The sequence below is a fragment of the bacterium genome (assembly GCA_037128595.1).
Lineage (GTDB): Bacteria > Verrucomicrobiota > Kiritimatiellia > CAIKKV01 > CAITUY01 > JAABPW01.
Genome location: JBAXWB010000027.1, coordinates 1 through 25,886, shown reverse-complemented (window position 1 = coordinate 25,886; position 25,886 = coordinate 1). Strand labels below are relative to the sequence as shown.

Genomic DNA, 25,886 nt, shown 5'->3' with positions numbered 1-25,886 from the left:
CAATGCTGTCTTCTGTTTTGCCTTGGACTGTCCGGGCAGACACCGTTTGACGGACCTCAATTGAGACGGTAGCATTCCCGGCCATTGTGCAAGACGAAATTGATTTTCATGAGAAGCGCCCGACCCCTCCTCCCGATGGCGGCGTTCTTGAAATCCTGAAGGGGACCGTTAACCGGGTCCTGTATTGCTCTACGGATACCGGATATTGCGTATGTGGGGTCATTCCCCGGGATAAAGATGTCAAGGACGAGGTGATGGTGGTCGGGAATGCGCCCACCGCGGTTGAGGGAGAAACGATTGAAGCCGAGGGCCGTTGGACCCATCATTCGAAGCATGGCCGGCAGTTTCAGGCGACCCGCATCGAATGTCATGCTCCCGTCACCATCGCAGGTATTAAACGGTACCTGTCGAGCGGGATGATCAAGGGAATCCGGGCAGGACTGGCCGATCGTCTGGTGGAGGCCTTCGGGAAGCGGACCCTTGAGATTATTGATAAAGAACCCTTTCGGCTACAGGAGGTGGCTGGCATCGGGGCCAACCGGCGTGAGATGATCAAGGAATCCTGGCGGGAGCAGAAGGCAATCCGGGATATCATGGTGTTTCTCCAGTCCCATGAGGTGGGTACCGCCTGCGCCATGCGGATTTACAAGCAATATGGCGAGCAGGCTATCAGCGTCGTGCGTGAAAATCCCTACCGGCTTTGCTACGATGTCTGGGGCATCGGATTTAAAACGGCCGACCGGGTCGCCCTGAGTCTGGGGGTGCCTCCGCATTCCCTGAACCGGGCCCGGGCGGGCATTCTGTACATTTTGCAGACCATGTCGGAGGAGGGACATTGTTTTTGCCCGCGCGAAGATCTCATTCCCGCAGCGGAACAGATGTTGGAGATTCCCGGTGATATCCTGAAGGAGGCCATTGCGCAAGGAGTGGGGGATGGCACTCTGGTGGATGAGCGCGGTACGGTCTATTTGATGCCGTTATATCAGGCGGAAACCGGAGTGGCCGAGTCTTTGGAGCGGTTGCTGGACACCCATGTGTCCCATCCCCCCATCCAGTTTGACAAAGCCCTGTCCTGGGCGGAGGAGCAGATGGGAATTGGATTTGCGGCCGCCCAGCGGAGCGCACTGGAAATGGCCTTGTCCCGGAAAGTCTCGATCATTACCGGTGGACCGGGTGTCGGGAAAACAACCATTGTGCGTGCGCTGGTCGATATTTACAACACCCGTAAGTTCGAAATCTGCCTGGCCGCACCCACCGGGCGTGCCGCCAAACGGATGGAGGAATCGACCGGGATCCCGGCCAAAACGCTCCATCGGCTTTTGAAATACATTCCCGGAACCAATCGTTTTGAACATGGCCCTGGCAATCCCCTGAAGGGGGAGGTGTTCATTCTGGACGAAGTCTCGATGATTGATATCCAGTTGATGAATGCCTTTCTGGGGGCGCTGCCGCCCACGGCGACCCTGGTGTTTGTGGGGGATGCGGATCAATTGCCAAGTGTGGGCGCCGGCAACGTGCTGCGGGATATGATTGATTCCGGAGTGATTCCCCTGACCATCCTGGAAACCATTTTCAGGCAAGAGGCCCAAAGCTGGATTGTTCGCAACGCCCATCGGGTGAATAGCGGTCTACCTTTTGAATTCCCGGAAAACGCAGCCCCTTCCGATTTTTTCTTTATCGAATCCGACACGCCTGAGGATGTGATTGCCAAAATGCTGGAACTGGTTTCCTCCCGCATTCCCCGGAAATTCCATTTTGACCCCATGACAGAGATTCAGGTTCTGACGCCTATGCGGCGAAACCAACTGGGTAGCGAAAATCTCAATCCGATCCTGCAGCAGGCGCTTAATCCCGGGGGGGTGGCCATCCGGCGTTTTGGACGAGAGTACCGGGAGGGCGACCGCGTCCTGCAGATCCGCAATAACTACGATAAAGATGTGTTTAATGGCGATATCGGACAGGTCGCCGCGGTGGATCCGGACATACAGGAAGTGATCGTGAATTACGATGGAAGACGGGTGGTGTATTCGGTTGAGGAGCTGGATGAATTGGACCTCGCCTACGCCTGCTCGGTGCATAAATCGCAGGGAAGCGAATATCCGGCCGTGGTCTTGCTGATGACGACGCATCACTTCAAGCTGCTGCAACGGAACCTGCTCTACACGGCCATGACCCGTGGGCGCAAGCTGGTCTGCCTGATTGGCTCCAAAAAAGCGGTAAGCATGGCGATCCGGAACAACCACGTCTCATTCCGGCGAACCGCGCTGAAGGACCGGCTCAAAGGCCGGCTGTAGATCCAAAAAAAGGCAGGCCAGATTCACTGAACCTGCCTGCCCTCTTTTTTTGGTTGCGATATTACCGGCGCGGACCGCGACGGCCACTGCTCCCGCGTGAGCGGGCTTCGCTGACGACGATTTTACGTCCGTCAACATCCTTGCCGTTCATTCCGTTCATGGCGGATTGAGCCGCTTCCACACTGCTCATGGTGATAAAGGCGAAGGTCTTGGTTTCGCCATTACGGGGCGGCACCATGCGAACTTCGCGGACATCGCCGTATTTGCTGAACTGTTTCTGCAGTTCTTCGCCGGAGATATCCTCCGTCAGGTTTCCGATATACAGATCGGGGGAGCGGACCGGGCGATTACTGCCGCCACCATGGGATCCACTGCTACGCCGTCCGCCAAATTTCATTCCGGCAAGAACACCGGCCAAAAAGATGGCTAATCCGATCGCTGATGCGCTGATCCACGACCACATACTCACTGTGCATACTCCATTCATTCTTCTTTTCCTGTTCCTTCTGGGGGTCCGGGGGGTAACGTCGAGAGGTGCGACGTCCTGGCCCGGTCACTTCATCTCGATGAATCCTTCCAGCTTCCGGATGCGCGTTGGATGGCGCAATTTCCGGAGAGCCTTTGCTTCAATCTGGCGGATCCGTTCACGAGTGACGTTGAACTGCTTTCCTACCTCTTCGAGGGTGCGCGAATATCCATCCGCCAGGCCGAATCGCAGGTTAAGAACCTGCTGTTCACGCTCAGTCAGCGTGCCGAGGACGTCTTTCAGACGATCCTTGAGCAAGCTGTAAGCGGTCATTTCGGACGGATTTTCAGCGCCCTTGTCCTCGATAAAATCACCAAAATGCGCGTCATCCCCATCGCCCACCGGGCTCTGGAGTGAAATCGGTTGCTGGGCCATCTTGTAGACGGCGCGCACCCGGTCCACAGGGAGGCTCATGTCTTCAGCCACTTCCTCGGGGGTTGGCTCACGACCCAGCTCCTGGACCAGCTTTTTCTGGACGCGCATCAATTTATTGATGGTCTCAATCATGTGCACCGGAATGCGGATGGTCCGGGCCTGGTCCGCGATGGCGCGGGTGGCAGCCTGACGAATCCACCAGGTGGCATAGGTGCTGAATTTATAACCACGGCGATACTCGAACTTCTCGACGGCCTTCATCAGGCCGGTATTGCCCTCCTGGATCAGATCCAGGAAAGAGAGTCCGCGGTTCATGTATTTTTTTACAATGCTGATGACCAGTCGCAGGTTGGCTTCCACCATTTCGGTGCGGGCGATCATGCCCTTGCGCATGGCGTCTTTAAGCTGCTTGTATTTGGCCACAAATTCGGTGGCATCCAGACCGATGACATCTTCAAGCTTGCGAAGTTTGCGCTGTTCGGCCGCCAGGGCCTCGGCCTGCTTGGGCGACTTCCGCGCTTTGGTATGAAGGTCGATCTGAGACAGGCAGGCCAGGACTTCCTTGTATTCATCCTCGGCCTTGGCCGCCAGCGTCTCGATAATCTTCTGCTTGAAGTAAAGGTTTTCAAAGAGCTCGGAGAGGCGCTTGCGGATTTTCTCCAATTCCTTCTTGGCGTCGGCTTTCTGCGCTACGGTGGACTTGCTTTTGCGGAAGACGGCCGACGCTTCCAGGAGTTTGTCGCGGTTCTTGAGGATTTCCCGCTTCAGGCGGGGCAGGGCCTTGAGATAGGTGTCGCGGCTGTCTACGAATTTGTCCTCAATGACGCGATCAAAACGGTCCCGGCCGGTTTCCAGCCGTTCGGCGGTCGCCAGATACATGTCCGCCGCCACGCCCAATTCGTCAAAAAGCAATCGAACCGAAACTTCGGCGCTCTCAATGCGTTTGCAGATTTCAACTTCCTGTTCGCGGGTGAGCAGGGGAACCTGACCCATTTGGTGCAGATACATGCGGATGGGGTCATCGAAAATATCCAACCGCTCGGCACGGGCCACGGAGGTGGTCTGCTTGGCCGGCTCCTTGCGGAATTTCTCGGCGTCGGAAGCCTCGATGATCTCGATATCCATGCTGCGCAGGAGTTCGAGATATCCCTCAAGTTCCTCCGGATTGATCACGGAGTTGGGAATCATCTCATTGACGTCGTCAAAGGTCAGATACCCCTGTTCTTCGGCGAGTTTGACCAGATCCTTGATCCGTTGGCTGCGCTCTTCCCAGCTCAGGCTTCCGGCTGCAGTTGCGCCCCCTTCGTCCCCGCCGCCATCGGACTCCGTTTTGGGCTCGTTCTCAGGGGAATCTTCAAGCAACGCCCCGCTGGGCGAGCCTTCGGTGATTTTCGGGATGGAGATGGCTTTAAGCTTCCCCTTTTTGACCGGCAGGGGGGCCGGAGGGAGCTTTACTTCTTTCAAAACAGGAGCCGCAACGGGCTTGACCACGTCTGGTTTCTTTTTCGATGGGGAGGACGCTTTTGTTTTTTCAGGGGCTTTCGCTGCGGGGACGGAAGCTTTCTTCTGCTGCTTGTTTGCCTTGTTGACAACCTTAGCCGCCTGTTTTGATGCGGTGACTTTACTCTTCGCCATAGTGTTCCTCGATAACAATCAGACTTCAAATGCCCATAAAAAGGCAGAATACAACGTCGACTGGTCAAATATGTCAGAAGCAGGGGGCGCTGGCAATAACAAAACGGCGAAGGTGTGTTTTAATTGTTTTGATTTGACTTTTCATGAACTTGTCGGCAAAAATTACAAGAGTTGTGTTAGGAATAGTTTTTACCACGTTGAGGGAGACAAATTCTTATGAAGTATATCAATAAAGTGTTTTTGGCCATGATGCTGGTGTCGTTGATGGCTGGGACAAAAGGCGTTGCGCAGGAACAGGATCTTGGATCCCCCACAGATGGCCCCTGGCTGTTTTCCACCCGGGCTGGCGCTGAATTTTCTGATAATCGTGATGGCACGAAAGACAATAAGGAATCCAATGTGGATCTCTTTATCGAGCCGCGTGTTGACTACCGGTTCCGTGATGGAGATCGCACGGTCCTGGATCTGGCGGCATTGCCGATGGTGAAGTGGCATAGCAACCCCCGTGATGCGTCACTGGGTTCCGGACAGAATGATTCCGAGCTTTTCGGGACCGCCATCGCCGAGTTGGCCCATCAGTTGACGCCCCGTTTGTCGCTTAGCATTGGTGATGCCATTACCTATAATGATGATCCGCAGGTCAGTAATGGCGGCGCGAACGTCCGTTACAGCAATAACCACATCTGGAATAATGCCCATGCCGATCTCGGCTATGCGGTGACCGAGCAGTTGAGTGCTGGTGTGGGCGGGACGTACGAGCTCAAGCGGTATTCGGATTCGGTAGTGGCGGATAATGAGGATGAGGATATTGTCACGGCTAATGTGAATGCGAAGTATGCGATGGGGTCCGGCTACAAACTGATCGGTACCGTGGGCGGTTCTCAGTTCAAGAATAAGGCGATTGACCGGACGCGGGGTTCAACCGTGCTGTCCGTGGGCGGCGGAGTTGAGAAAACCTTTACCCCTGATCTGATCGGCAAAGTGATGGCCGGTTATCAGCATGGCGAGTATGAGGACTCGGCCATGGATTCGATTGACACCCCGAACGGTTCTGCGGAGTTGACCATGCGGGCGGCGTCCGAGACCCGTTTCCGTGTGGGTGGCAGCTACGGCCTGTATGCGCCTTATGTGCGGCCCTACTCCATTCAGAAGTTGACCGCCGTCAATGTCGGAGTAGATCATGACGTGCTCAGCAATCGTTTGACGGTCAGCCTGAACGGTCAGTATGGTAATGGCCATTATGATAAAGAGGGCGATCTTCCCAGCGGGAACGATGCCATGGTCATGGTCGGAGTGCGTGCAGACTACCGCTTGAATCGCAACTGGAGCGTGAATGCCGGTTACAGTCTCGAGAACTGGGACTCGGATGTTCGTGAATCGTTCACCCGTAACCTGGTTGATTGCGGCGTTAAGGCCCAGTTGTAAGACTGCCGCCCATCCCGAGTCGACCGCTTCGGTGTCGCGGGGATCATGATGAGTAATTACTGGTGAGGCCCCCCGGGTCTCACCAGTTTTTTCGGAGAGATATAGAAAATGGCTGAAAATACTGAAGAATCCGCTCATTTCATGGACTACTGGCGGATGATCAAATCCCGCATTGAGGTCGTCATTGCGGTCTTTCTGATTGTGGTTACCGCAGGCATTGTCATTACCATGACGCTGCCGAAAACCTATATGGCCGCCACCCGCATCAAGGTGCGGCAGGATACCCCGAATGTGACGCCGTTTTATACGGCTTCGCAACAGCAACAGATGATGTCGGTATATGACATGTATTTTCTCCGCACCGAATTCGAGGTGATTCAGTCCCGGCCGATTCTTTATGCAGTGATCCGGAATTGCCGGCTGCAGGAGGATTTTGGACGGATTTATTCTGACGATGGCGCACCTCTGGATCTCGCAGAAACCTACCGGATTCTGGTGGATGGGATGAAGGTCCAGCAGTATCGGGATACAAATCTGATTGAAGTCCGCATTTTCAGGAGCAGTCGACGCAGCACCAAGGATACGGCGCGGCGAGATGCGGCACGGATTGCGAATGAAATTGCCTCGGTGTACCGCGATTTTCGCATGAAACAGACACGGGAAATTTCCGAACAGGGGGTCACGGCCTTGAGCGAGGCCCTCAAGGCCCAGCAACGCAAAGTGGAACTGGCAGAGGGGCAGCTGGAAGCGATCCGTAAAAATCTTAAAATCAACGTGTTTTCCCAGAATCAGTCGGGAAGTTCAGTGGCCAGTTTGGAGAATGCCAAGTTGGAACGGCTGGAGTTGAACCGGATCGTGGCCCGCAAGGAGCTGCTGGATCACGAAACGCGGCTGAAGCAGATTGAGAATCTCAAAGGGTCGGATCTGCTCTATTCCTCGGCGTATGTCATTCAGGATCCCACCTTGACTACCCTGCGGCAGCAATTGACCGAGGCGGAGACCAATCTCAAGCGTAAACAGGAAATGTTCGGGGAGCGCCATCCGGATGTGGTGGGAGCGGCGTCCGTGGTCAATGACCTGAAACGGAAAATTGAAGAGACGCTCAAGGGGCAGCTCCTCGGGTTGCAAACCAGTTACGAGATCGCAAAACGGTCGTATGAAGCGGCCGATCAGGATCTGGTTGACGCCAAGAAAAGCGACATCAGTGCCCATAGCGAACAGTATCTGCCCTTTAATAAACTGGAGAGCGAAGTCCAGCGGCAACGCCAGATGCGGGACACTTTGGAGACCCGTCTGGTGCAGGAAAGTATCGGGATTGATCTGCCGCGCACTCCCGTCGAGGTGGTGGATCCCGCTGAAGTGCCTTCGGAAAATGAGCCCGTGAGCCCTAAAATGGTATTGAATGTGATTTTAAGTATTGTCATGGGGCTAGCGTGTGGCATCGGTCTGGTGTTCTTTATCGAGTATGTGGACACCTCGGTCAAAACGGTGGACGACATCGAGAAATTTATCGGCTCCACGATTATTGGCATCATTCCGCAAAAGGTGCGCCCGCTACCAGATGAAGGGGCCGACAGTCCCCATGCCGAGGCCTATCGCGTGCTGCGGATGAACCTGGAGCTATCCAAGAAGTTGGGTGGCGGGAATACGATGTGTGTGACGAGCGGGGGTGCAGGCGAAGGGAAGTCTCTGACCCTGTTCAATCTCGCGTATATCTGTTCCCAGGCCGGAAAAAAAGTTATTGTGATTGACTCGGACATGCGCCGGCCAACCCAGCATAAAATGTTCAAGGTGTCCAATAAGACGGGGCTGGCCGATGTGCTGCTCGATAAGGTCGGTATCAATGACGCCATTGTTATGAATGCGGTGGGTACGGTGGATTTCATGCCGAGCGGAAAACTTCCCTCGGTCGCTCACGGTATTTTAAGTGCGCAGCGGCTGCGCGCCCTGATTGATCAGCTCAAGACCCGTTATGATTATGTTTTTTTTGACTCGCCGCCGATTATGGGGGTGAGTGATGCCGCCATCCTGTGTAGTGAAGTCGATGGCGTATTGTTGGTCATCCAGCATCGCACGTATCCCCGGGCGGTTTCCCTGCGCGCGAGGACCATGGTGGATAATGCCGGGGGAAATCTGCTGGGGGTCGTCCTGAATAATCTGAATGTCACCCGCGATTATTACTATTATCACAACGCCTATTATAATTACTCATACGGGACCCCTCGGGACCGGCGTCAGGAAAAACTGGATAAGGCGTTAGTTGCTCCCACCACCATGCCGAAAGAGAACCAGGTGACGAAAACGTGATGAACAGCTTACTAAAGACGGTCGGGATGATGGGCGGTGCGCTAGTCCTGATGATGTTGGCCGGGTGTGTGACGGGACCCCGCTCAGTGGCCGGAGTGGATCCGTATCGCCCCCAGTTGCAACGCACCATCACGCCACCCCCGTCACGGGCGGCCAAACCTGAGAAAACAGAGGACCTGCGTGAGCGGGTCACTACGGCGCCAACGGGCACCAATAAGGCGTGGGCCGCTGTGATGGAGCAGACCGAGCGCGTCCTGCGTAAAGGGGACCGCATTCAGGTGACCATCTATGCCCCGCCCGAGCCGTTTAGTTGCCCGCATGTCGTGGACGAGGAGGGGCGGATCAATATTCCGTTGATCGGGACGATGGAGGTGGCGGGAAAATCCTGCGGTGCCGCCCAACGGTTGATTGAAAAGGCCTATATTGATCAGCAGATTTACAAGACGGTCACGGTGATTATTGTGCCGCCTGAAGGGGAGTATACCGTTTCCGGTGAGGTAATCCGTCCCGGGCCGTATCCGCTAGGGCGGGATCAGACGTTGATGCAGGCGTTGTCCCGCGCGGGGCGTTACACGGAATATGCGGATCAACACCGGGTGTTCCTGCTGAGAAACAACGAGCGTGTGGAAATCAATGTGGATGAGGTCCGTGACGGGAAGCGGAAGGATATTGTCATTATTTCAGGCGATGTGGTCGAAGTTCCCCGCTCCAGATGGTAATGGGGGGTGTTGAAAGACTTGACTGGGTGAAGGACCTGATGAATAATTGAAACAGTTTTCACATGTATTGTAGAAACAGGGTCAAAACGGAGGAAATGAAGTATGAAGAAATTAATGGCGAGCATTTTGGTGGCGGGAATAGCTTTGGTACCGATTCTTGGGATGGCAGCGGACGCTCCTGCGCCCACCCCTGTGCAGCGGGCAATAAAGTCTGCCGCTGACGCTGACTTGATTTATCAGCAGGCCCAGGCTCTGATGATCAAGGTGCAGAAGGAAGCCGATTTGACTGCGGCGGCGGCGGCCAAGGCGAATGAGGATTTGAAAATCGCTGTTGCGTCCGGTGACAAGGAAAAGATTAAGACGGCCAACGCGGCATTGAGAAAGGCCCGGCATGAGGCGGATGAGGCGGCCCGCAAGGCCCGTGAATTGGCCCAACAGCTTGAGCGGTTGAGGTTGATCGCAGAAAAAGCCAAACAGCAGGTCGCTAAGGCTGCGTCCACAGACCCCAAGGTAGCGGAACAGGCGGCGGATGAGGCCGAAGCATTGGCCGCGCGCGCCGCTCGCATCGGAAAGACCATCGAGGAGATTTTGAAGCCGCGTCCCCGGATCGAGATCATCGGGGTTACGATTCCTTCCACGACCACCAGTACCACACAGCCGTCGCCGACCCCTGTCGGAAACCGTGGCTGACGGAATGGAAATGTAGGATTCGGGAAAGCCCCTCCATGATGGACGGGGCTTTCTTTTTCAGGTGCTATGAAGGTGTATGAACGTATCCGCGTGGATCAATGGTTTCTGGCAACACTAGGGGTCCTGCTTCTGGGCCTCGCGTCCGCAGGCATTCTGCATGGCCTCCGGGCCTCCATGGCCGCACGGTTAGCCTGGGAAGGCCAATACGGGGCTTCTCGTACAAATGTGGAGCAAGTACTGGATCAGTGTCGCCGTGCCTTTGTCCTCTATCCCTGGAACTATTATTTCAGTATTTTCGCGGCTGAACTTGCCTACTATAGGGCCGATGAAGTCCAGGGGGACTTCCGGAAGGAGCGGTTGCAGCAGGCCCAGCTCTGGTGTGAACGAGGCCTGATGCAGAACAGATACCGGAGCCAACTGCGCCGCCTGAAAACCCGTTTTTTATGGGAGCAGTCGCCCGCTGAAGCCATCGCTTATTGGGAGAGCCATACCCGGTGGCAATTCTGGGAGCCCTATAATCATGAAACGCTCGCCGGTCTATATGCGAAATATGGGGAATTTGACAAAGCCGGTCGCGAACTTAACCTGATTAAGCAATTTCCCGCTTATGATGCAACCCGGGCTTTAATTGAAAGTGAGAAAACATTTTGGGCTGAATAGACCAAGAGAGAAGGGGAGTGGGGCGAATGACGGGGCTCGAACCCGCGACATTCAGAATCACAATTTGAGCTCCACTTTGAAATAGGCGTATTTATTGGCCTTTTTGCGTGTTTTGATCCGCGAGAAAGGGCATGAAACCGGGGGGGACGTAGCAAAGTCGTAGCAGGGAAAGGGCGTTTTCCTTGTGTCTTTTCAGGTGGTGCACAGGGCTGGAATGGGTATTGAAAAACCTTAAAATTTCAATAGCTCGTTTCAATTCACCGCCCCCGCTCAGGCATTTACTGCCACCACTTAAACCAGGCATACCACGAGGCCGTGACGCCGATGAACCGGGTGCCGGCCTGTAGGGCCGACATCCGGTAGGCCCTCTGGGTCCGGTAGAACCGGGCATTTGCTTCCCACCCGCCGTGACCTGTCTGCCAGTCGAAGTCATGCCGCAAGCACGGCGGAAAGTACTTCGTCGGCCAATACATCTCGGAGACACAGGTGCAGCCATCACATTTTTCAAACCAGTCCCAGGACTTGGAGTCCAAGGCTTCCCGGATCAGACACTGAATGTCGCGGGGCACGCTTAGAACGTCAAAGGATTCGATAATGCGGTGATACTCGGTCGCACGGTCCAATCCGCCCTCGGTCGCCCCGCCTGAGGTCTCCCGGGGCATCTTTCGCTTGCCAGAACAGCCGCACGGAGGCTTCTTGAGTAATTCAGAGCTCATCAGTCATTCTCCTTATGCCGGATGCAGGGCCGTTCTTTCAAATTGGCCGCCAGTCTCATGATAGCGTCCGACAACTTATCCAACCGCTTCCCGAACTGGCACCCCTGGCAGTAGATGATCCAGACACAGAAACAACAGACCGCGCCCAGGACGGCCACCAGTGGCCATCTCCCAATCGCATCGAGACTTTCTGAATCCGGGAGAGCGGCCGCCGTCGTCGCCCCCAACGCCGCGCCACCTGCCACTATCGCTTCAAGTTTCCCTATCATTCTCAGGCCCTCCTAATACTTTGCCCAAAACTCAATCTTCATTCCCCGGACATACCCGTAACCGCCCGCCGTTCCCCCACCGGGCGAATTCGTTGGTACCACCCAGTACTCCATCTCAATCAGCCCGCTGTCCGGGGCAGGGGCATAGGCTGTGAGGGTCGCCATTGAAAGGTTGGTGAGGGTGGTGCTGGCTTGGAACAAGCCGCTGGTTGCGCAGGTCCATGCTTTCAGGCCGCCCTCGCGCCACCGGCATGCCATGGCGTAGGTGCCGGTCTGGGAGTGGTAGGTGAACCACTGGAAAGTTACGTTCGACGAGTAACCCAAGGGAGCCGGGCACGAGATCGGTCCGGCGTACTCGGTCTTTGTTTTGTCATGCTTGGTGAACACCGCCCCGCCATTCGAGTTGGTCAGGTTCTCCGTCGGGCAGGTGTAGAGATAGTCAGCCGGGATCCACCCATAATGGTTCGTCACGCTTCCCATGGATGCAGCCACCACGGTGCCAGTCGGGGTAGGGGTCACAGTGATATTGTTTCCGGCCCGGATCGGCAGGTTGGTCAACCAACCCAAATATGTCGTATCGCTGGTCCACTCAGCCGGGGCCCCGTCAATTACCCAGTGCTCCGGCTTATGCTTCTTCCCGCCCTCCGCAAGGCAGAGGAACGAGGCAAGAATCAGACCGCTAAAAATCAACGCTGCGTATTTCACTTCAGTTCCCTTTCCTGATGATTTGCACCTGTCCGTTGGTCACAGTGCTACTCAACTGCAGGGCATCTCCATACTCAAACGGGAAGTCCGCCTCCGGAATCCAGACGACCGTGCTGGCATTCGTCACGGAGAGACTGCCAATAAGGTAGGTGTTTCCCTGGCTCAACCGGGAAACGGTCAAGGCGGCATTCGTTGCTGTCGTGAACTTCCACAGTACGACCTCCGGTATCCACATGCTGTTGGCCTGCTGGTTCGTCACAGCGACCGTTGATCCGCTCAAAGGATAGGTTTGTGCCCAGGGAGCCGCGTAGGCCACGCCGGCAACCAAAAAAAGCCCTAAGATTGTGAAGATGTTGCGTTTCATGGTAACTCCCAGTCATCAAGGTCGCCCAATATCTCCATCAAGGACGTTTGTTGCTGTCCCAGCCACGAAAACCAACTGGGTGCCGTTCAAGATCATGAATTTACCCACCGACCCCAGTCCCAGCGCCTGCCCAGCCGTCAGCACTGCATCCCCCTTGTGCAAAGCCTGAGCATCGCCGGAGAACTCAAAGGCCCCCATGTCAACTCGGCCCCCGGCCGGATAGACTCGCCTCTGGCCGTCGAAGTCAACGGCCCCGGCAGTCCAGAACCCGTTAGTGCCGGCATTGACGCATGGCGAATTTGGGCGCAGCCGGTAATCACCGTTGGCCGCATCCACGAAGAGGGGCTCGGCATCGACATTTCCGACCCCGTTCATCGGGTAGTAACTCCCAAGGGAGTAGTAGATCGCGCTATCCCAATCGAATTCACTGTTCCCCGATGAAATGCAATTGTAGAGGGTGCAGTAGAACACGGATCCTGCGGCGCCCGCGTTGTCTACCATGGTGCAGTTGTACAAGGTGCAGAGAGTTGCTCCCGCAGTATCGCTCTGGTTCCCAATCAACAAGCAGTCATAGAGAGTGCAGGCAAAGGCTCCACCGCCCCCGCCATAGCCCGTATTCCCCGAGAGGGTGCAGTGATACAGCGTGTTTGAATAGGCCCCGCCTGCCGTGAAACCAGTGTTCCCGGCCAGTACACAATTCGAGAGTGACCCGCCGGAAACGCCGCCTACATTCACCCCATAGGTGCCACCGTTTGTCACGGTCATCCCGATCAACCAGGCTTTCTCCGCCATGTACACGCCACAAATGGTTGGTGTGCCCTGGATAATCGTGTCGCTTGGCCCGTTCACGCTTCGGACAGTAATGGCATTCGTAATGGCCACCCGGCTTGTCATGTCCCCGGCAGTCCGGCTCCCGGCCGCATAGACGCCGTTCGTCACCCACACGGTTTCGCCTTCAATAGCCACATCAACCGCCGCCTGGATATTGGTGGCCGCTGTTGCCCAGGTCGTATAAGGGCTCACATGCGCCCCAGCCAGCGAGACATAGCGGCTGTCCTTCACCCCATGTACCCCGGCGGAAAGCCCGGAATGCGCCGCTATCGCGGCGAGCGCATTCGTGTCGAACTCCCGGAGGTTGGTCAGCCCATCACCCCGCCCAAAGAACCCGGTGCCGGTGGCCCAGACGGATCCCGCCGTCACTGACTTGGTTCCATGCGACGCATTATCATCACCCACGACAATGGACTGACAATTGCTGGCCGTCCCGGCCCCCAGCAGGATCGAGGCATGGGCGACATCCGTGATGACTGCCTTTTGGCCGCCAGAGAGATTCCCCAGAAGCAGTGATCCTTTTCCAAGATTCGTCACGGCCGCCAGAGGCCCGAAGGAACCAAGGATAAATGCCCCGTCACCGTTCAGATACATCTGCCCGTCATTTTTGCCCCGGAACTGAGAACCCGGCCCGCCAATCCAGAGCCATCCGGCATTGTCACCGGCAAATTGGTAGGAGTTTCCATTGGTGACAATGGTCCCGGTGTTGTTTCCGCTCATGGGTTCATAGGTCGTGAAAGTCTGAATCACAAACCCTTGCTGAGTCGGGTTCAACCACCCGGCCAGACAAGTTCCGATTCCAGCCACTGCAATTATCCCCAGAGTAATCGTTATCTTTTTCATTCTGACGCCTGAATCCTGAAAACTGACTTCTGTGAGTACAGAGGAGTCCCGCCATCACCAATCGTATCCACCGCCCTGATCTTTCCCGTCTGGACCATTCGCAGCCACACATTTGCCTGGGTGATCAGGCTGTAGACCTCCGGGGCGAACTGCACGCCCATCTCCATCCCCAGGTTGAAGATCACCATGTCCAAGGCATGCCGGAACCCGGAAACCGGCACCATTGTGATGTCGGGATCCATCACGTACCAGGGGTAGACCGCCACGGCCTCGCGGAACATGGTGACGGTTTCCGACACGATCTCGGCCAGCCGGTTGACCTTTGTCGGGTTCGCGTCCACCCAAGACCGGTACAGGTTGCCCATGTCCGTCGGCAGGGCATTCAGCACCGTCTCAACCGTCAATTCTTTCCATCCGCTCACCAGTCACCCCGTATACCAAAGCGGGGACCTGGATTTCTCCAGGCCCCCCCCGTTTCCCATAATCCAGCCTTACTCCACGGCGACGTTCATCCGCACGCAGGCCGTGCTGTTCGTCACCTTCACGTCTTCAGACCAGTCAAACTTCGCCACCTCGACGCGGCCGTCATCACGCATGTAGGAGCCCGGCACCATGAACTTGTTCATGAGACGGAAGGTCTTCATGAAACTGGGGTCACGGCGACTCGGCGCATCCTTCCGGGCGAAGATCAGCACTGCGGTATCCAGCAGGAAGTTAATGTCCTGCGCCTTCCCCTCCGGATTGGCGTCATAGATCATGTAGGAGGTGCGGACATCCGGCGTCCCGATGAACATCTGACTGGCCGATTGCTCCGTCGGTACCGCCAGGCCCAGGTCGCTCTTGTTTCGTCCATTCCCCACGACGAACCGGCCTCGAACCTTGGCCTGATTCTTAAAGATCTTCCAAGCCGAGGCCCCGAACAGGATTCCCACCCCCATGAGACTGCCGTACTTGGCCGCTTTGATTACCGACAGGATGGCGTCATCCACGTCAGAGATGGGATCCGCCGCATCATTCCAGGTCATCCCCGTCCCGGCCCCTACGGCCGCCAGGGCGGCGTCAATGACGGCCTTCTCATGGGACAGGGCAGCCACCTCAGCGACCGCCGTGGCGCCTTCCCGGAGCATGTTCTCCAGTCCTTCAGCCTCTAACTGCTCCAGATTATCCACCGGATAATCCAAGGCATGTGGCTCGCAGTTATAGGTGGCATCGGTCGCCTCGAACCGCAACTCCGACGCCCGACCACCCATTGTCCGCAGGGTATTGGGGAGATGAAAACGATTCTTCTCCGTGTAGGATTTAAACCGCCCCACACTGGTTGCCACTTCGATAGTCGGGGCCAGAAAATCTGCCACCGGCATAATCGCGCTTTGTGCCGCACCCTGGGCGAACTCGCGCAGGGTAGGGGACGCACTGATATCACTCAATCTGCTCATACTGTTTATTCCTTATTAGAAACTGCTCACTGTTTACTGCCAACTGTTCACCGGATCGTCACTCTCCCGCGACGACGATGTTTCCGATCAACGAAGGACGGGCCAGCACCAACTGCCCGTCAATTCCAGCCTCCTCGGCAATGGCGACCCCGATATAAGTGCCCGCCACTTCCGGCAACGCCTGTACCTTGCCGTTGTTTGCTCCTGCCTCCACCATGGCAACCAGCGTTTGGCCAGGGTTACATGTGCCCACCAAGACCAGCCGGACATTCCGTCCGGGATCAAGAGGACGGACAGAAACAAGTTGCGGTGGCGCCACACCTTCAACGATCACGTACAACGGGCGTTCCCCGGCGAACTTCACGAGATCAACAGCTGGCCCCCATACATCCATCATTTTGGCGAGGTATCCATTCTTCCCCGTCAGATCCCCGCCTGCCTTCATCCGAATATCCCCAACCCTCGTATTACTCTGACTCATAGCCATGTCCTTTCTTTGAAATTTTCCTGCCTACCTCAAACTTCCCAATGTCCGGCCCTACTGGCCGACTACTTCCCGTTCCGCCCGCCTGAAAGCGACGATGAAAGGAATCTTCTCGGCAACTGCGATTTCTTGCGCCCGGTTACGAATCTTCATGGCCTTGCTGTCGCCATCCGGCCCGGACTGGCCACTCTGGCTAGAGGGTACAGGGCGGGCATTCGCCCGGTTGTGCAGTGGCTTCCGGCCTTGCCCTGAGCCTGCCTGCGGTGAGCCTGTCGAACCCGCCGAAGAGGTGGTGCTCTCTTTGTTCCCACCTGTAGTAGTGTCAACGGCGGACGTCGCGGTGCCGGCCATTTCCCGTAGGTCACCGAGTACCGTCAACGCTCCGGCGCGGTTCTGAATCAACTGCTGGGCCCAAAAGGGCTTTGACCCCTCGTTGATTAAACCCTCAAAGTCGGCCAGGTGCCGGTTCACCAACTCATCCTCGACCGTTTTCAGGTTCGCCACCAATCCGTCATGCTTTTTCTGGAGCACCGACAATGAGTTCTGCAACTCCGTCACCACGGTCGCCGAAATTAACCCACCCATCTTCTCCAGGATGACCGCTTCCGTCGCGTCCGCTGCCAAACCTAGATGATTCACCAACTTTTCAATCACTGCTTTCATATTTTTGTTCTCCTGGTCTGTTACCCCTCCATATAATGTCTGAAAATCAACCACCCCCCTCTGTCCACTGTTGGAAAGGGGCACCAAACCTTTGAGATTTGGGTCGTTTGTCACAGCCGCGTTCAGGATTCGAACAGGACGCACCCTTCCATCGCCAAGATCAACGCAATCCGACCGTGCCCACACCGGCGACAAGAAGCGATACCTCCCGCCTTTCACGGCCTTTTCTCCCAAATCTGACCATCGAATCTGCGCCCAAAGGCCGTTTTCTCGGTTTTCAAGGCCTATAATCCAGCCAGCGGCCTCAGAACGCTTCTCTCCATCAAGTGAGAAATGATCAAAATCAACCAACAATCCCGGGAAATTGGGGGTTTGGGCGTCTGCGGCGAATCGTGCGGCCATGGCAATACAGGCCTCCAGGTCAATGACCTGAATCATACCGGCTGCGGCGTGCGGGAATTCCCCGAAAGGAGCGATGTGATACCACCCGTCATCGGGCAGTCGAAAATCTCTGTTCAGTATTAAATTATTCATGGGCCTCCACTAGATAGGAGAAAATCAACCACATAAGGTGTCATGACTAGATTCGAGGTGGGACTAATCAACCGATATTCGACCGATATTTCACCGTAATCGACCGATGGAAACTGAATGTAGATTGCTCCCAGAGTTGGGCTGATCATCCCGCTTGAACTTGTGGCCGCATTTTAGCACCATGCGCTCATGTCGACAGCTCGGGTGAAAATATTTATCAGCAGCGTCCAGAAGGAATTGGTGGCCGAACGCCAGGCGATCATGTCCTTTGTGGCTGGGGATTCTCTTCTTCGGCGATTCTTTGATGTCTTTCTCTTCGAGGATATCCCGGCGTCAGATCGTCGTGCAGATGATGTCTACTTGGAGGAGGTTGACCGTTGTGCCATCTATGTTGGTCTGTTTGGCGACACCTATGGCTACGAAGGACCCGATGGAAAGTCGCCAACTGAAATCGAATATGATCGTGCCACCCAGAAATCAAAACTTCGGCTCATCTTCGTCAAGGGTGCCCATGATGACAATCGGCATGTGAAGATGCTTGCGCTGATCCGTAAGGCCGGAGATCAACTTGTCCGCCGCCGATTTGGCAGCATTCCAGAACTGACAACTGGACTGTACGCCAGTCTGGTTGAATATCTGATCAGCTCGGGCGCTATTCACACCGGGCCGTTTGACGCCGCCGTCTGTTCGGGCGCTACAATGACCGATATTTCCCGTGCGAAGATCACTTCTTTCCTGGAACGTGCCCAGGCGGAACGCGATTATGCCCTTGGTCCCCGAACTCCTGTTCAAAAAGCCCTGACGCATCTCAACCTGCTCGCGGGCGAGCGTCCAACTCATGCCGCTATTCTCCTGTTCGGTAAGAAGCCCCAGCGCTTCATGATAACGTCCGAAGTCAAGTGCATGCATTTCCATGGCTTGGAAGTGCGTAAGCCGATACCGTCTTATCACATTTACAAGGGTGACTTGTTTGAGATGGTGGATCAGGCGGCTGACTTTGTTATGTCCAAACTTGCCCGGGCCGTGATTCCTCGCGACGGTAAGGTCGCAAGCGATGTCGAATACGAACTTCCCTGGAAAGCGGTGCGTGAGGCCATTGTTAATGCCGTGACCCACCGTGACTATGCCAGTAACGGTAGCGTTCAGGTCATGCTCTTTGCAGATCGTCTGGAAATTTGGAATCCAGGGGAATTGCCGTCGGCATTGTCAGTTGCCAAACTCCATCATCCTCATCCCTCCTTACCCAGGAACCCGCTCATTGCCGATCCTATGTTTCTGACCCGGTATGCCGAGAAGGCCGGCAGTGGCATTCTTGACATGCTCCAGCAATGTCAGGACGCCGGTTTACGGGAACCAGAATTCCGCCAGGATGGTGGCTTTTTCGTTCAGACAATGTGGCGAACAAAATCTGCCGCGGCAGTGCAGGTTCCTTCCCCGCTAGGCACCAAGTCGGCACTAAGTCGGCACCAAGTCGGAATTCTTCGTAAGTGCAACAATGATAGCACGTTAGTGGATCTTATGGAGATCGCGGGCCGATCAGACCGCACCAAGTTCAGGCACCAAGTCGTGGGCCCTCTTCTTGAAGAGGGTTTACTGGAAATGACCATCCCTTCCAAGCCTACCAGTCGCCTCCAGAAATACCGTCTCACGGCAAAGGGGCGTGTCAGGCTCGATAAGGATGCAAAGGGTTGATGCAGCGCCATAACTCAAAGGAATCCTGAGAATGTTCCCCCACATCATTCGTCCAGCCTTGTTGCTATGTTTGGTCATGCTGAGTACGGGCTGCATCTCTTCCCGGCCCCCATCGCCACACGCCTTTCACGGAAAGAGCGAGGTTGCGGCAATTGATGCCACGATTAAAAGGAATCATGAATTCTGGACGAAAGATGCCGTGTCCAAAACCGGTGCGGATGAGAATGGGTTCACCGTCGTAGAGTTTATCGGAAGGGAACAGAAAACTTTTACCGTTGAATCTTACGGGAAGTTTGTTTCATACAAATGGGCTGATGTTGATGAGGTGTCAATTCGCGCCATGTACGCGAATTCATTGTTTTGTGGCATTCTCGATCCTACAGGGGGCTCATGCGTGAGATTAAAGTTTCGTGACGGAAAGATTTGGGACATCCATACAAAGAAATTATCAATGTCGTTTTTCCCGTTCTGGCTGTTCAGCACAGAATTGGCACGTGCAGATCAGATCGGCAGTGCGGCGCAGACCCTCGTCGATTCTCAAAAGAAAAAGTGATCATTGCAATTGAGTTCATGTCGATCACTGTTGGCGGTACTTATTCCCTACTTATCTATCACCAAAATACGGGAATCTATCACTGGTCAGAAAAACATTTCTGGAATACTGACCGATAATCGACCGATGAGATGCAGAAAAGTAGGGTCTATTTGGCCTGTTTGTGTAGTGAGAAGCATAGAATACGAACTCATTATGGTCCGATAAAATCGTCAAGTAATCGTCAAGTGAAAAGCCGTAATCGTCAAGTGGCGCGGAGTACAGGGGATTCGGCTCCATCATTGTTTGACTTAACGGCGGCGGATCGTTCCAATTTATACCCCGTCTTCTCGCTCAGCTCCCTCAAATCCATTCTCACCCCCGCCTTCGCCAACTCCACCGCATCCTTGACTACCCTCGACACCTCATCCGCCGCAGGCGGGGCGAACTCGAAATAGGCCAGGATCGGTTGATCTGGGAAATATTCTCTCATCAATGGCGTGTCGAACTGTTCCTGAAACAATCCGCTCAACAACGCCGCATCGCCCCGGGCGATCTGCAGAAAGGTATCCGAGTGCGCATTGCCGGCAAGTGTTCCGGATCCGGACTCCGCCAGCATCGTCAAGAGACCGCCCGTGGCGGCCAGGGTAATCTGCCGGTCGATGTAGTCAATATGTTCCAAAAACGGTGGCTTATTGCCGCCGCCATTCACAAACTTCACATCGCTGCCGTAGGGTAGGTAGCCCCTGCCATCCGACATGATCTCTTGGGCGACCTTGTGGTATTCCGTTTCCTTCGTTTCCGGTGTATTCGGCGGTCCGACCAGAAATATGGATGGGATCCCGTAAACCTCCAGAAACGAATCCCAGTCTTTTTGACTCAGATTCTTTCGGAGATACAGCACCGCCAGCATTCGATTCAGGGGTACAGATTCAAAGACCAGGAAATTCTCAAAATCAACCGCCAGTCCTCGGGCAGCGCCGCTCCTTGCATTCTGGTTATACTCCCATTCCCCAAATAAACCGTCCCGAACCCAGAACCACTGTTCCACCGGCTCCAGCCGTGTTACCAGGCCCGAAGGTGCAAAGTGCTTTTCCAGATGTGCATACCCCCGGAATAATCCTGAAAACAGAAATGATACCGCATCCCGGAAGTTCTCTACCCGGTCATACGCCTCGCGGAGGAATGCGGATTGTTCTTCCGCGAGGCATTTGTCTGCATCCTCATCTGCGCTCACGCGTATATCCCAATCACATGCCAGCAACGCCGCCCTCCGCCTCTGGATTACGGCATGGATCATGGCATCTGACCGCTCCATGTAATGGTAAAACCATTGCAGGTCGGCATAGGCACCGCGCTCCCCGGCTTCCAGGAGCGAGACCAATTTCGGCAGGCTCAACCCCCTCAGGGGATTATATTTATCACGCCATCCTTGGCTTTTGTGATCGTAGATCTGGATTCCCATAGTCTCACCAACAGATTCGTCCGAAACGTCCGACTTGCCGCGCCGTAGCCCAAGGCGGAGGCGGGTCCGTCCGAGTCCTATTCCGCCTATTGTCCGGCCTGAATTACTTCCGGCCTGACAATTTCCGGACTCACCGTGCGAGGCTGTTCAAGCGCTTTACCCAGCATCTGGTTCCCGTAATAGAAGCCGATCCCAAACTTCGCCACGTCCGCAACTCCACCAATTGCCTTTTCCAGCACACCCGGCTCCCTGGGGATGGCATTCAAGGGCGGCAGGATCGAAGAAACCTTCATCTCATTGACCCCAGTCGCCGAAATGGTCATGTTCGATCCCTTGATCGTGACCAGATCAATCGTTCTTGGCTGGCTGTAATAACTGTCCAACCCCTTATTGACGTCCACTTTCTTCACCATGGACGCGCATCCACCACACACCAAGAACCCAGAACCCAACATTACGAATAAAAACTTTTTCATATTGATTCCTCCAATATATAGGCAGAAATCAACCACCCGACAGTTAATGCGGGTGCAAGAGGGCGAGAATTAACCCGGTAGAACACGCTGACGGCGGCGTAAAGTACTGGCAGCCGGGCGTCCAAATCCACCCAGCGCAATCATACTCCCGCTACTCTCAGCTTCCCACCGCCCATGGTTCGCCAGGGCCAAGGCCATGACGCAGTCATCATGATACCCCGACGGGGCATTATAGGTGATCCCACCCGACGGTGAGATTTTGTACTCATACCGCTTTAATTCAGCTGTCAGGATATCCCATTGTACGGAACTTGGCCTGCCCTGCGTAACTTCAGGCGATTGCGCCGTGGGAGCGAAGGAGGGCCATGCTAACTTCCGTTGTTCAACGCTTACAATCAACCGTTGGATCAACGCCGTCTTGCTCGACGATGTCAACTTGAACCCCTCAATATCGGCATAAACCCTTTTCAGGTCGTCATAGATCGGATCCCCGACACCCGTAGCGTCCAATATCAACCGTCCCCGGTATTTGCGCGCGAACTCCAGTATTCGTTCCTTCTGGATCGGCCAGTCCAGTTGATTAAACCGCTCCATTGCGAAGCATTGCCCCGTCTCAGCATCCATGGCGATAAGGACTGTCCAGTCCGTATGCTTGGCCACGTCACAGCCGATTACGACGTGCCGGTGATATTTGTCCGTTTCGGTCCGTTCTGTCTGTGTTATCAGGCAGGCATCCACATTCCGGAATACACCCGCACTATCCTCCATAAACTCAGCCATGTATTCCTGCCGGAATACATCTTCCGGCAAGGTCCTCTTCGCCTCATCCCATTCCTTCACTGGGAAGAATGGTGATGCCTTGCTCGGAAAGGTGAAACTGGCGTAATCCTCCTCGCCGGGATCCATCCCCCGGGTGTACAGGTCATAAAACCAGTTATGGCCCTTTGGGGTACTGACGAATACAGCCCATCCCAGAGTCTGGGCAATGGTGGGCCGCAGGACATAATTCCACACATCCGGTGAAATCATCGCCGCCTCATCAATCACAATACCTTGAAATCCGAACCCGCGGATATTATCCGGGTTATCGGCGGACAAGAACCAGATCCTCACAGGTCCAGCAGGCCCGGTAAATTCAACCCGTGTCGGTGCCCGACCACAAATCTGGATAAATCCATCGGCAATGGTCCGGAAAGCCTCAATCCCACGATCAGCGACATTATAGGTCGGCGCAATCCACCCATAATCACCGGCCTTCTCACACCCACCACGATCCAGTAACTCCGCAGCCAGGCATAAAGTCTTTCCGAATCGCCTCCCAGTACACACCGTCCGAAACCTTTTCTTACGCGCCTTGTGAATCGCCTGTTGTGCAGGGTGGGGGAGATAATTGAACACGAAGGCCATACTACTCCTTCCCGATGCGTCTGATCCCGTCCGCTCCGTCCGAGACATCGCCAGCCGCCAACTGCCCCTTGCCCTCCGTAGCCCCTTGGGCGGAGGAGGGGCCGTCCACCGGTTCCCCTCCCAATAAACTCTTCCACTGGATCACCCCATCATGGTCAAACGACAACTTAGCCTCTCTGGGGAGCAACGGCATGATCACCGTCTTGAAGAACCGGACAGGATCCTCCAACAGATCCTGCTCCAGTGCTGCCATAAGCGCCTTCTGATTCTTTTTTTTGGCCAGTAACGTATCAAGACTCGCCAAAGCCATAATGCGCCCACCATATGATCCCTTTGGTCTTCCTTGGGGATTGCCCGATTCTCCAGTCTCAAAACTCATATCTCGCACCCTCGCCAGTTATTTCATCACGCCATCTAATAAATGGGTGAAAATCAACCAGTGGAGCTATTTTGTTGTTGCACCCATCGCCTCAAAAACATATTTGGTGCGTATGAATAATTTCGCATCAACCACAACCTTTGACGCATTGGCTGCTGGCGGTTATTGAAAGGGATCAACCAAACACATGCACATTCTTTTCAATGCCGCCAATATCCCCGAAATGATCACATCTAACCTGCAAGGCTACTCGTGGTCGTTCTCACATTTCTTTCTATGGCGGGCTTTTCGCCTGCAATTGGATTGCGGAGAGGGATCAGCCATCCGCCTCGACGACCATGTCTTTCGTGCGGAAGTGTTGGCCATATCCCATGGCCATGCGGATCACTGCCGTGGCTTGATCGGCCTTCTGGATGCCCGGGCTGGCTTGATGGGTGCAAACGATAAGCCCCTGACGATTCTCTACCCAAAACAATCATCCTCGATGGCCGATTGGATACAGGAGGCAGAATCCTTTGCGGCCAGACGCGGCATGGCGTCGATTGCGTTCCGGGCGATGGATGATGGTGATACATTCGAACTCCGGAACGGGCGTGTGTTGGCGGCTAAAGCGGTAGAGCACCAGCCAGGACAACAGTGTATGGCCTACCGCGTTGGGCGCATGCGTCGAGGTCTCAAGGCCGAATATGCTACGCTGGGTGCAGTCGAAATCGCCAAACTTGTACGGCAGGAACCTCGCGGAACTCTGGAGGAGGAAGTGTTCGAGTGCGAGCTTGCGTACTCGGGAGACACATTACGGCCAGCACCGGATTTCTTTGCCAAAGCGCACGTCCTGATTCATGAGGCGTCATTCGTATTGCCAGGCGAAGCCGATCCATCCAAGGGACTGCACTCTGATGTCCAGTCTGTCATGGCCGCCGCACGCGATGCCGGCGTCCGGAACCTGGTCCTGTTCCACATGAGCAGACGTTATGAGAGTCAGTCCTCAATGGAAGATGTCCGGTCGGTTATCGAACAGAGCGGTTTTCAAGGGCCTGTCATGCTGATTCGGGGTGGGTACAATCTCCCAACGGACTGACCGCTACGCCCTGACACGGAACCTGCTTTGAAAGGCCAGGTTCCGCGCCAGGGCTCCGCTCAACCTGAAGCGCTACGCTTCCTTACAGAAACCGCTCCCCCATAAAGGGGTCGCTGTGGTCCAGCACGGCTCCGAAACGCAGTCGCCGTCTACGTCGGCGACCGCATTTCTCCGCCGTGAATACGGCCTGCCGGACGCGCTTCGGACGGACAGCGACGGCCTCTACGAGGCCGGCGCAGACCGCCCTCAGCACATGACTCCCTATTGACCAAAGATCTTCGATCCAGGTCGGACTCTCTATTGACCGCTACGCGCATCGAGTGTCACTTGCGCCTCCGCGCGCCGGTCGTACAACCTTCCTTCGTCAGGTTGACCGCCCGTCTCGCTCCATCGCAAGCACCACTCCATGGCGCTCCGCAATACAATACAAACCGGAGTGCTGCCTTCGTGTGCCCGTTCCGGGTCTCCGCTCGTTCCTCGCTCCCCACCCGGATCGGTCACACCAAGGCAGCCCCATCACACCGCGCCGGACAACCGGCGCGGAACGCTACGCGCATCGAGCGCTGTCAGTTTCCTCCGTGCGGACGATTTGCCCGGTGCCGCCTATCGTCGGCCCCGTTCAAATCGCCGCACTCCCCCACAGCCATCTCTCCATGCGCTCCGCCATACAAACCGGAGTGCGGTGTTCAATCCGTCCGGGTCGAGGCGCGTACCGCGCTGGATCTCGCCCCGGACGGATTCAACACCGCCCCATCTCAGCGCGCCGGGAGCCGGCGCTCATACCGCTACGCTCCGCCTCCGTCACGGCACCTGCTTCAAAAGGCCAGGTGCCGCGCCGTCAGCTCCGCTACGCGGCCTTCGGTCTCCCTATTATCTTTTTCATGGGCCTTACCGCTCCGCTACGCCCTGTCACGGCACCTGCGAAGAAAAGGCCAGGTGCCGCGCCAGGGCGCCGCTACGCGGCCTCCGGTCTCTCTATTGACACCCTATTGTCCAGGGCGCTTCAAAGGGCCGTTCGGATCGCCGCTTATTGTTCCAACTTTCACCCATGTGGCGTCCGCTTCGCGCTCGCGACCCCAACGGATCGTGCGCTTTCGCCGTCGCGCCATATTGCGGAGGTTCGTACCTCACCCCCGCAAAATGGCAAATACGCGACGGCTCGTGCTCGCAAAAGCCTCGCACCCGCGCACGAACCGTCGGGGTCGACTCGTCCCGCCGGAGGCGGGATCCGCCCCATGGGTTCAGTTTCCACAAACGTGTCGCCCGCCCGTCCCTTTCAAGCGCCAAGAACTCGTCCGGCAGTAGCCGTCCTCGAAGTCCCGCTTCGCGCATATGCGTCAACCTAACGGGGTGCCGTTTTCCTAAACGTTCGGCTTGCCCG

At 55.6% G+C, this 25,886-nt stretch carries 25 protein-coding genes; 10 read left to right on the top strand and 15 right to left on the bottom strand.

What is annotated here, in order from left to right; genetic code table 11:
- The first annotated feature begins 86 nt into the window (after positions 1-86).
- Positions 87-2,294, top strand: a complete 2,208-nt coding sequence (locus tag WCS52_15250; protein MEI6168538.1) for an ATP-dependent RecD-like DNA helicase — start codon at positions 87-89, stop codon at positions 2,292-2,294.
- Positions 2,295-2,355: 61 nt separating this feature from the next.
- Here the strand turns inward: WCS52_15250 and WCS52_15245 are convergent, their stop codons facing one another.
- Both WCS52_15245 and rpoD read right to left on the bottom strand, forming a co-directional pair.
- Positions 2,356-2,781: an RNA-binding protein gene (locus WCS52_15245; GenBank protein ID MEI6168537.1), complete on the bottom strand. Its 426-nt coding sequence runs from the start codon at positions 2,779-2,781 to the stop codon at positions 2,356-2,358.
- A gap of 66 nt (positions 2,782-2,847) precedes the next feature.
- Positions 2,848-4,686: an RNA polymerase sigma factor RpoD gene (rpoD, locus tag WCS52_15240; protein ID MEI6168536.1), complete on the bottom strand. Its 1,839-nt coding sequence runs from the start codon at positions 4,684-4,686 to the stop codon at positions 2,848-2,850.
- Between rpoD and WCS52_15235 the strand changes: the two genes are divergently transcribed.
- From WCS52_15235 to WCS52_15210, 6 genes are all read left to right on the top strand, one after another.
- Positions 4,679-5,050, top strand: a complete 372-nt coding sequence (locus tag WCS52_15235) for a hypothetical protein (protein ID MEI6168535.1) — start codon at positions 4,679-4,681, stop codon at positions 5,048-5,050. The two genes, rpoD and WCS52_15235, sit on opposite strands and share 8 nt — an antisense overlap.
- Positions 5,047-6,255: an outer membrane beta-barrel protein gene (locus WCS52_15230; protein ID MEI6168534.1), complete on the top strand. Its 1,209-nt coding sequence runs from the start codon at positions 5,047-5,049 to the stop codon at positions 6,253-6,255. The genes WCS52_15235 and WCS52_15230 overlap by 4 nt, the downstream gene beginning before the upstream one ends.
- Positions 6,256-6,363: 108 nt before the next feature.
- Positions 6,364-8,562: a polysaccharide biosynthesis tyrosine autokinase gene (locus WCS52_15225; GenBank protein ID MEI6168533.1), complete on the top strand. Its 2,199-nt coding sequence runs from the start codon at positions 6,364-6,366 to the stop codon at positions 8,560-8,562.
- Positions 8,562-9,281: a polysaccharide biosynthesis/export family protein gene (locus WCS52_15220; GenBank protein MEI6168532.1), complete on the top strand. Its 720-nt coding sequence runs from the start codon at positions 8,562-8,564 to the stop codon at positions 9,279-9,281. The genes WCS52_15225 and WCS52_15220 overlap by 1 nt, the downstream gene beginning before the upstream one ends.
- 102 nt (positions 9,282-9,383) lie before the next feature.
- Positions 9,384-9,971 (top strand): hypothetical protein, encoded by a 588-nt coding sequence (locus tag WCS52_15215; protein ID MEI6168531.1) that lies wholly within the window; start codon positions 9,384-9,386, stop codon positions 9,969-9,971.
- 66 nt (positions 9,972-10,037) lie between these two features.
- Positions 10,038-10,631, top strand: coding sequence for a hypothetical protein (locus WCS52_15210; GenBank protein ID MEI6168530.1), 594 nt, complete (start codon positions 10,038-10,040; stop codon positions 10,629-10,631).
- A gap of 278 nt (positions 10,632-10,909) precedes the next feature.
- Here the strand turns inward: WCS52_15210 and WCS52_15205 are convergent, their stop codons facing one another.
- From WCS52_15205 to WCS52_15165, 9 genes are all read right to left on the bottom strand, one after another.
- The gene (locus tag WCS52_15205) at positions 10,910-11,347 is read right to left on the bottom strand and encodes a hypothetical protein (protein MEI6168529.1); all 438 of its coding nucleotides are present in this window, start codon (positions 11,345-11,347) and stop codon (positions 10,910-10,912) included.
- Positions 11,347-11,616 (bottom strand): hypothetical protein, encoded by a 270-nt coding sequence (locus tag WCS52_15200; protein MEI6168528.1) that lies wholly within the window; start codon positions 11,614-11,616, stop codon positions 11,347-11,349. Before WCS52_15200 ends, WCS52_15205 begins: the two co-directional genes overlap by 1 nt.
- Positions 11,617-11,628: 12 nt before the next feature.
- The gene (locus WCS52_15195) at positions 11,629-12,321 is read right to left on the bottom strand and encodes a hypothetical protein (GenBank protein ID MEI6168527.1); all 693 of its coding nucleotides are present in this window, start codon (positions 12,319-12,321) and stop codon (positions 11,629-11,631) included.
- Position 12,322: 1 nt separating this feature from the next.
- Positions 12,323-12,685, bottom strand: coding sequence for a hypothetical protein (locus WCS52_15190; GenBank protein ID MEI6168526.1), 363 nt, complete (start codon positions 12,683-12,685; stop codon positions 12,323-12,325).
- A gap of 15 nt (positions 12,686-12,700) precedes the next feature.
- On the bottom strand, positions 12,701-14,359 hold the full coding sequence (locus tag WCS52_15185; GenBank protein MEI6168525.1) for a choice-of-anchor Q domain-containing protein: 1,659 nt from the start codon (positions 14,357-14,359) through the stop codon (positions 12,701-12,703).
- Complete coding sequence (locus WCS52_15180; GenBank protein ID MEI6168524.1) at positions 14,356-14,781, bottom strand: hypothetical protein; 426 nt, start codon at positions 14,779-14,781, stop codon at positions 14,356-14,358. The genes WCS52_15185 and WCS52_15180 overlap by 4 nt, the downstream gene beginning before the upstream one ends.
- 69 nt (positions 14,782-14,850) lie before the next feature.
- Positions 14,851-15,795: a hypothetical protein gene (locus WCS52_15175; GenBank protein MEI6168523.1), complete on the bottom strand. Its 945-nt coding sequence runs from the start codon at positions 15,793-15,795 to the stop codon at positions 14,851-14,853.
- A 58-nt stretch (positions 15,796-15,853) separates the two neighbouring features.
- Entirely contained in the window at positions 15,854-16,276 is a 423-nt protein-coding gene (locus WCS52_15170; protein MEI6168522.1) for a hypothetical protein, read from the bottom strand.
- A gap of 57 nt (positions 16,277-16,333) precedes the next feature.
- Positions 16,334-17,476, bottom strand: a complete 1,143-nt coding sequence (locus WCS52_15165) for a phage protease (GenBank protein MEI6168521.1) — start codon at positions 17,474-17,476, stop codon at positions 16,334-16,336.
- Positions 17,477-17,665: 189 nt separating this feature from the next.
- Between WCS52_15165 and WCS52_15160 the strand changes: the two genes are divergently transcribed.
- Both WCS52_15160 and WCS52_15155 read left to right on the top strand, forming a co-directional pair.
- Positions 17,666-19,168 (top strand): ATP-binding protein, encoded by a 1,503-nt coding sequence (locus WCS52_15160; protein ID MEI6168520.1) that lies wholly within the window; start codon positions 17,666-17,668, stop codon positions 19,166-19,168.
- A 31-nt stretch (positions 19,169-19,199) separates the two neighbouring features.
- Positions 19,200-19,721 (top strand): hypothetical protein, encoded by a 522-nt coding sequence (locus WCS52_15155; protein MEI6168519.1) that lies wholly within the window; start codon positions 19,200-19,202, stop codon positions 19,719-19,721.
- 244 nt (positions 19,722-19,965) lie between these two features.
- On the opposite strand, the gene WCS52_15150 is transcribed toward WCS52_15155, so the two are convergent.
- The 4 genes from WCS52_15150 to WCS52_15135 form a co-directional block, all read right to left on the bottom strand.
- Positions 19,966-21,165, bottom strand: coding sequence for a DUF935 family protein (locus WCS52_15150; protein ID MEI6168518.1), 1,200 nt, complete (start codon positions 21,163-21,165; stop codon positions 19,966-19,968).
- Positions 21,166-21,251: 86 nt separating this feature from the next.
- On the bottom strand, positions 21,252-21,641 hold the full coding sequence (locus WCS52_15145; GenBank protein ID MEI6168517.1) for a hypothetical protein: 390 nt from the start codon (positions 21,639-21,641) through the stop codon (positions 21,252-21,254).
- Between the two features lie 69 nt (positions 21,642-21,710).
- On the bottom strand, positions 21,711-23,048 hold the full coding sequence (locus WCS52_15140) for a terminase family protein (protein MEI6168516.1): 1,338 nt from the start codon (positions 23,046-23,048) through the stop codon (positions 21,711-21,713).
- 1 nt (position 23,049) lies between these two features.
- The gene (locus tag WCS52_15135) at positions 23,050-23,358 is read right to left on the bottom strand and encodes a hypothetical protein (protein MEI6168515.1); all 309 of its coding nucleotides are present in this window, start codon (positions 23,356-23,358) and stop codon (positions 23,050-23,052) included.
- 256 nt (positions 23,359-23,614) lie between these two features.
- On the opposite strand from WCS52_15135, the gene WCS52_15130 reads away from it, so the two are divergent.
- On the top strand, positions 23,615-24,505 hold the full coding sequence (locus tag WCS52_15130; protein ID MEI6168514.1) for an MBL fold metallo-hydrolase: 891 nt from the start codon (positions 23,615-23,617) through the stop codon (positions 24,503-24,505).
- The last annotated feature ends 1,381 nt before the right edge of the window (positions 24,506-25,886 follow it).

Coding starts and splice junctions, on each gene's coding strand:
- WCS52_15135 (MEI6168515.1), bottom strand. CDS start 23,358: ATGGCTTTGGCGAGTCTTGATACGTTACTGGCCAAAAAAAAGAATCAG.
- WCS52_15185 (MEI6168525.1), bottom strand. CDS start 14,359: ATGAAAAAGATAACGATTACTCTGGGGATAATTGCAGTGGCTGGAATC.
- WCS52_15145 (MEI6168517.1), bottom strand. CDS start 21,641: ATGAAAAAGTTTTTATTCGTAATGTTGGGTTCTGGGTTCTTGGTGTGT.
- WCS52_15150 (MEI6168518.1), bottom strand. CDS start 21,165: ATGGGAATCCAGATCTACGATCACAAAAGCCAAGGATGGCGTGATAAA.
- WCS52_15130 (MEI6168514.1), top strand. CDS start 23,615: ATGCACATTCTTTTCAATGCCGCCAATATCCCCGAAATGATCACATCT.
- WCS52_15215 (MEI6168531.1), top strand. CDS start 9,384: ATGAAGAAATTAATGGCGAGCATTTTGGTGGCGGGAATAGCTTTGGTA.
- WCS52_15220 (MEI6168532.1), top strand. CDS start 8,562: ATGAACAGCTTACTAAAGACGGTCGGGATGATGGGCGGTGCGCTAGTC.
- WCS52_15205 (MEI6168529.1), bottom strand. CDS start 11,347: ATGAGCTCTGAATTACTCAAGAAGCCTCCGTGCGGCTGTTCTGGCAAG.
- WCS52_15165 (MEI6168521.1), bottom strand. CDS start 17,476: ATGAATAATTTAATACTGAACAGAGATTTTCGACTGCCCGATGACGGG.
- WCS52_15225 (MEI6168533.1), top strand. CDS start 6,364: ATGGCTGAAAATACTGAAGAATCCGCTCATTTCATGGACTACTGGCGG.
- WCS52_15140 (MEI6168516.1), bottom strand. CDS start 23,048: ATGGCCTTCGTGTTCAATTATCTCCCCCACCCTGCACAACAGGCGATT.
- WCS52_15245 (MEI6168537.1), bottom strand. CDS start 2,781: ATGAATGGAGTATGCACAGTGAGTATGTGGTCGTGGATCAGCGCATCA.
- WCS52_15160 (MEI6168520.1), top strand. CDS start 17,666: ATGTCGACAGCTCGGGTGAAAATATTTATCAGCAGCGTCCAGAAGGAA.
- WCS52_15155 (MEI6168519.1), top strand. CDS start 19,200: ATGTTCCCCCACATCATTCGTCCAGCCTTGTTGCTATGTTTGGTCATG.
- WCS52_15210 (MEI6168530.1), top strand. CDS start 10,038: ATGAAGGTGTATGAACGTATCCGCGTGGATCAATGGTTTCTGGCAACA.
- WCS52_15170 (MEI6168522.1), bottom strand. CDS start 16,276: ATGAGTCAGAGTAATACGAGGGTTGGGGATATTCGGATGAAGGCAGGC.
- WCS52_15175 (MEI6168523.1), bottom strand. CDS start 15,795: ATGAGCAGATTGAGTGATATCAGTGCGTCCCCTACCCTGCGCGAGTTC.
- WCS52_15230 (MEI6168534.1), top strand. CDS start 5,047: ATGAAGTATATCAATAAAGTGTTTTTGGCCATGATGCTGGTGTCGTTG.
- WCS52_15190 (MEI6168526.1), bottom strand. CDS start 12,685: ATGAAACGCAACATCTTCACAATCTTAGGGCTTTTTTTGGTTGCCGGC.
- WCS52_15200 (MEI6168528.1), bottom strand. CDS start 11,616: ATGATAGGGAAACTTGAAGCGATAGTGGCAGGTGGCGCGGCGTTGGGG.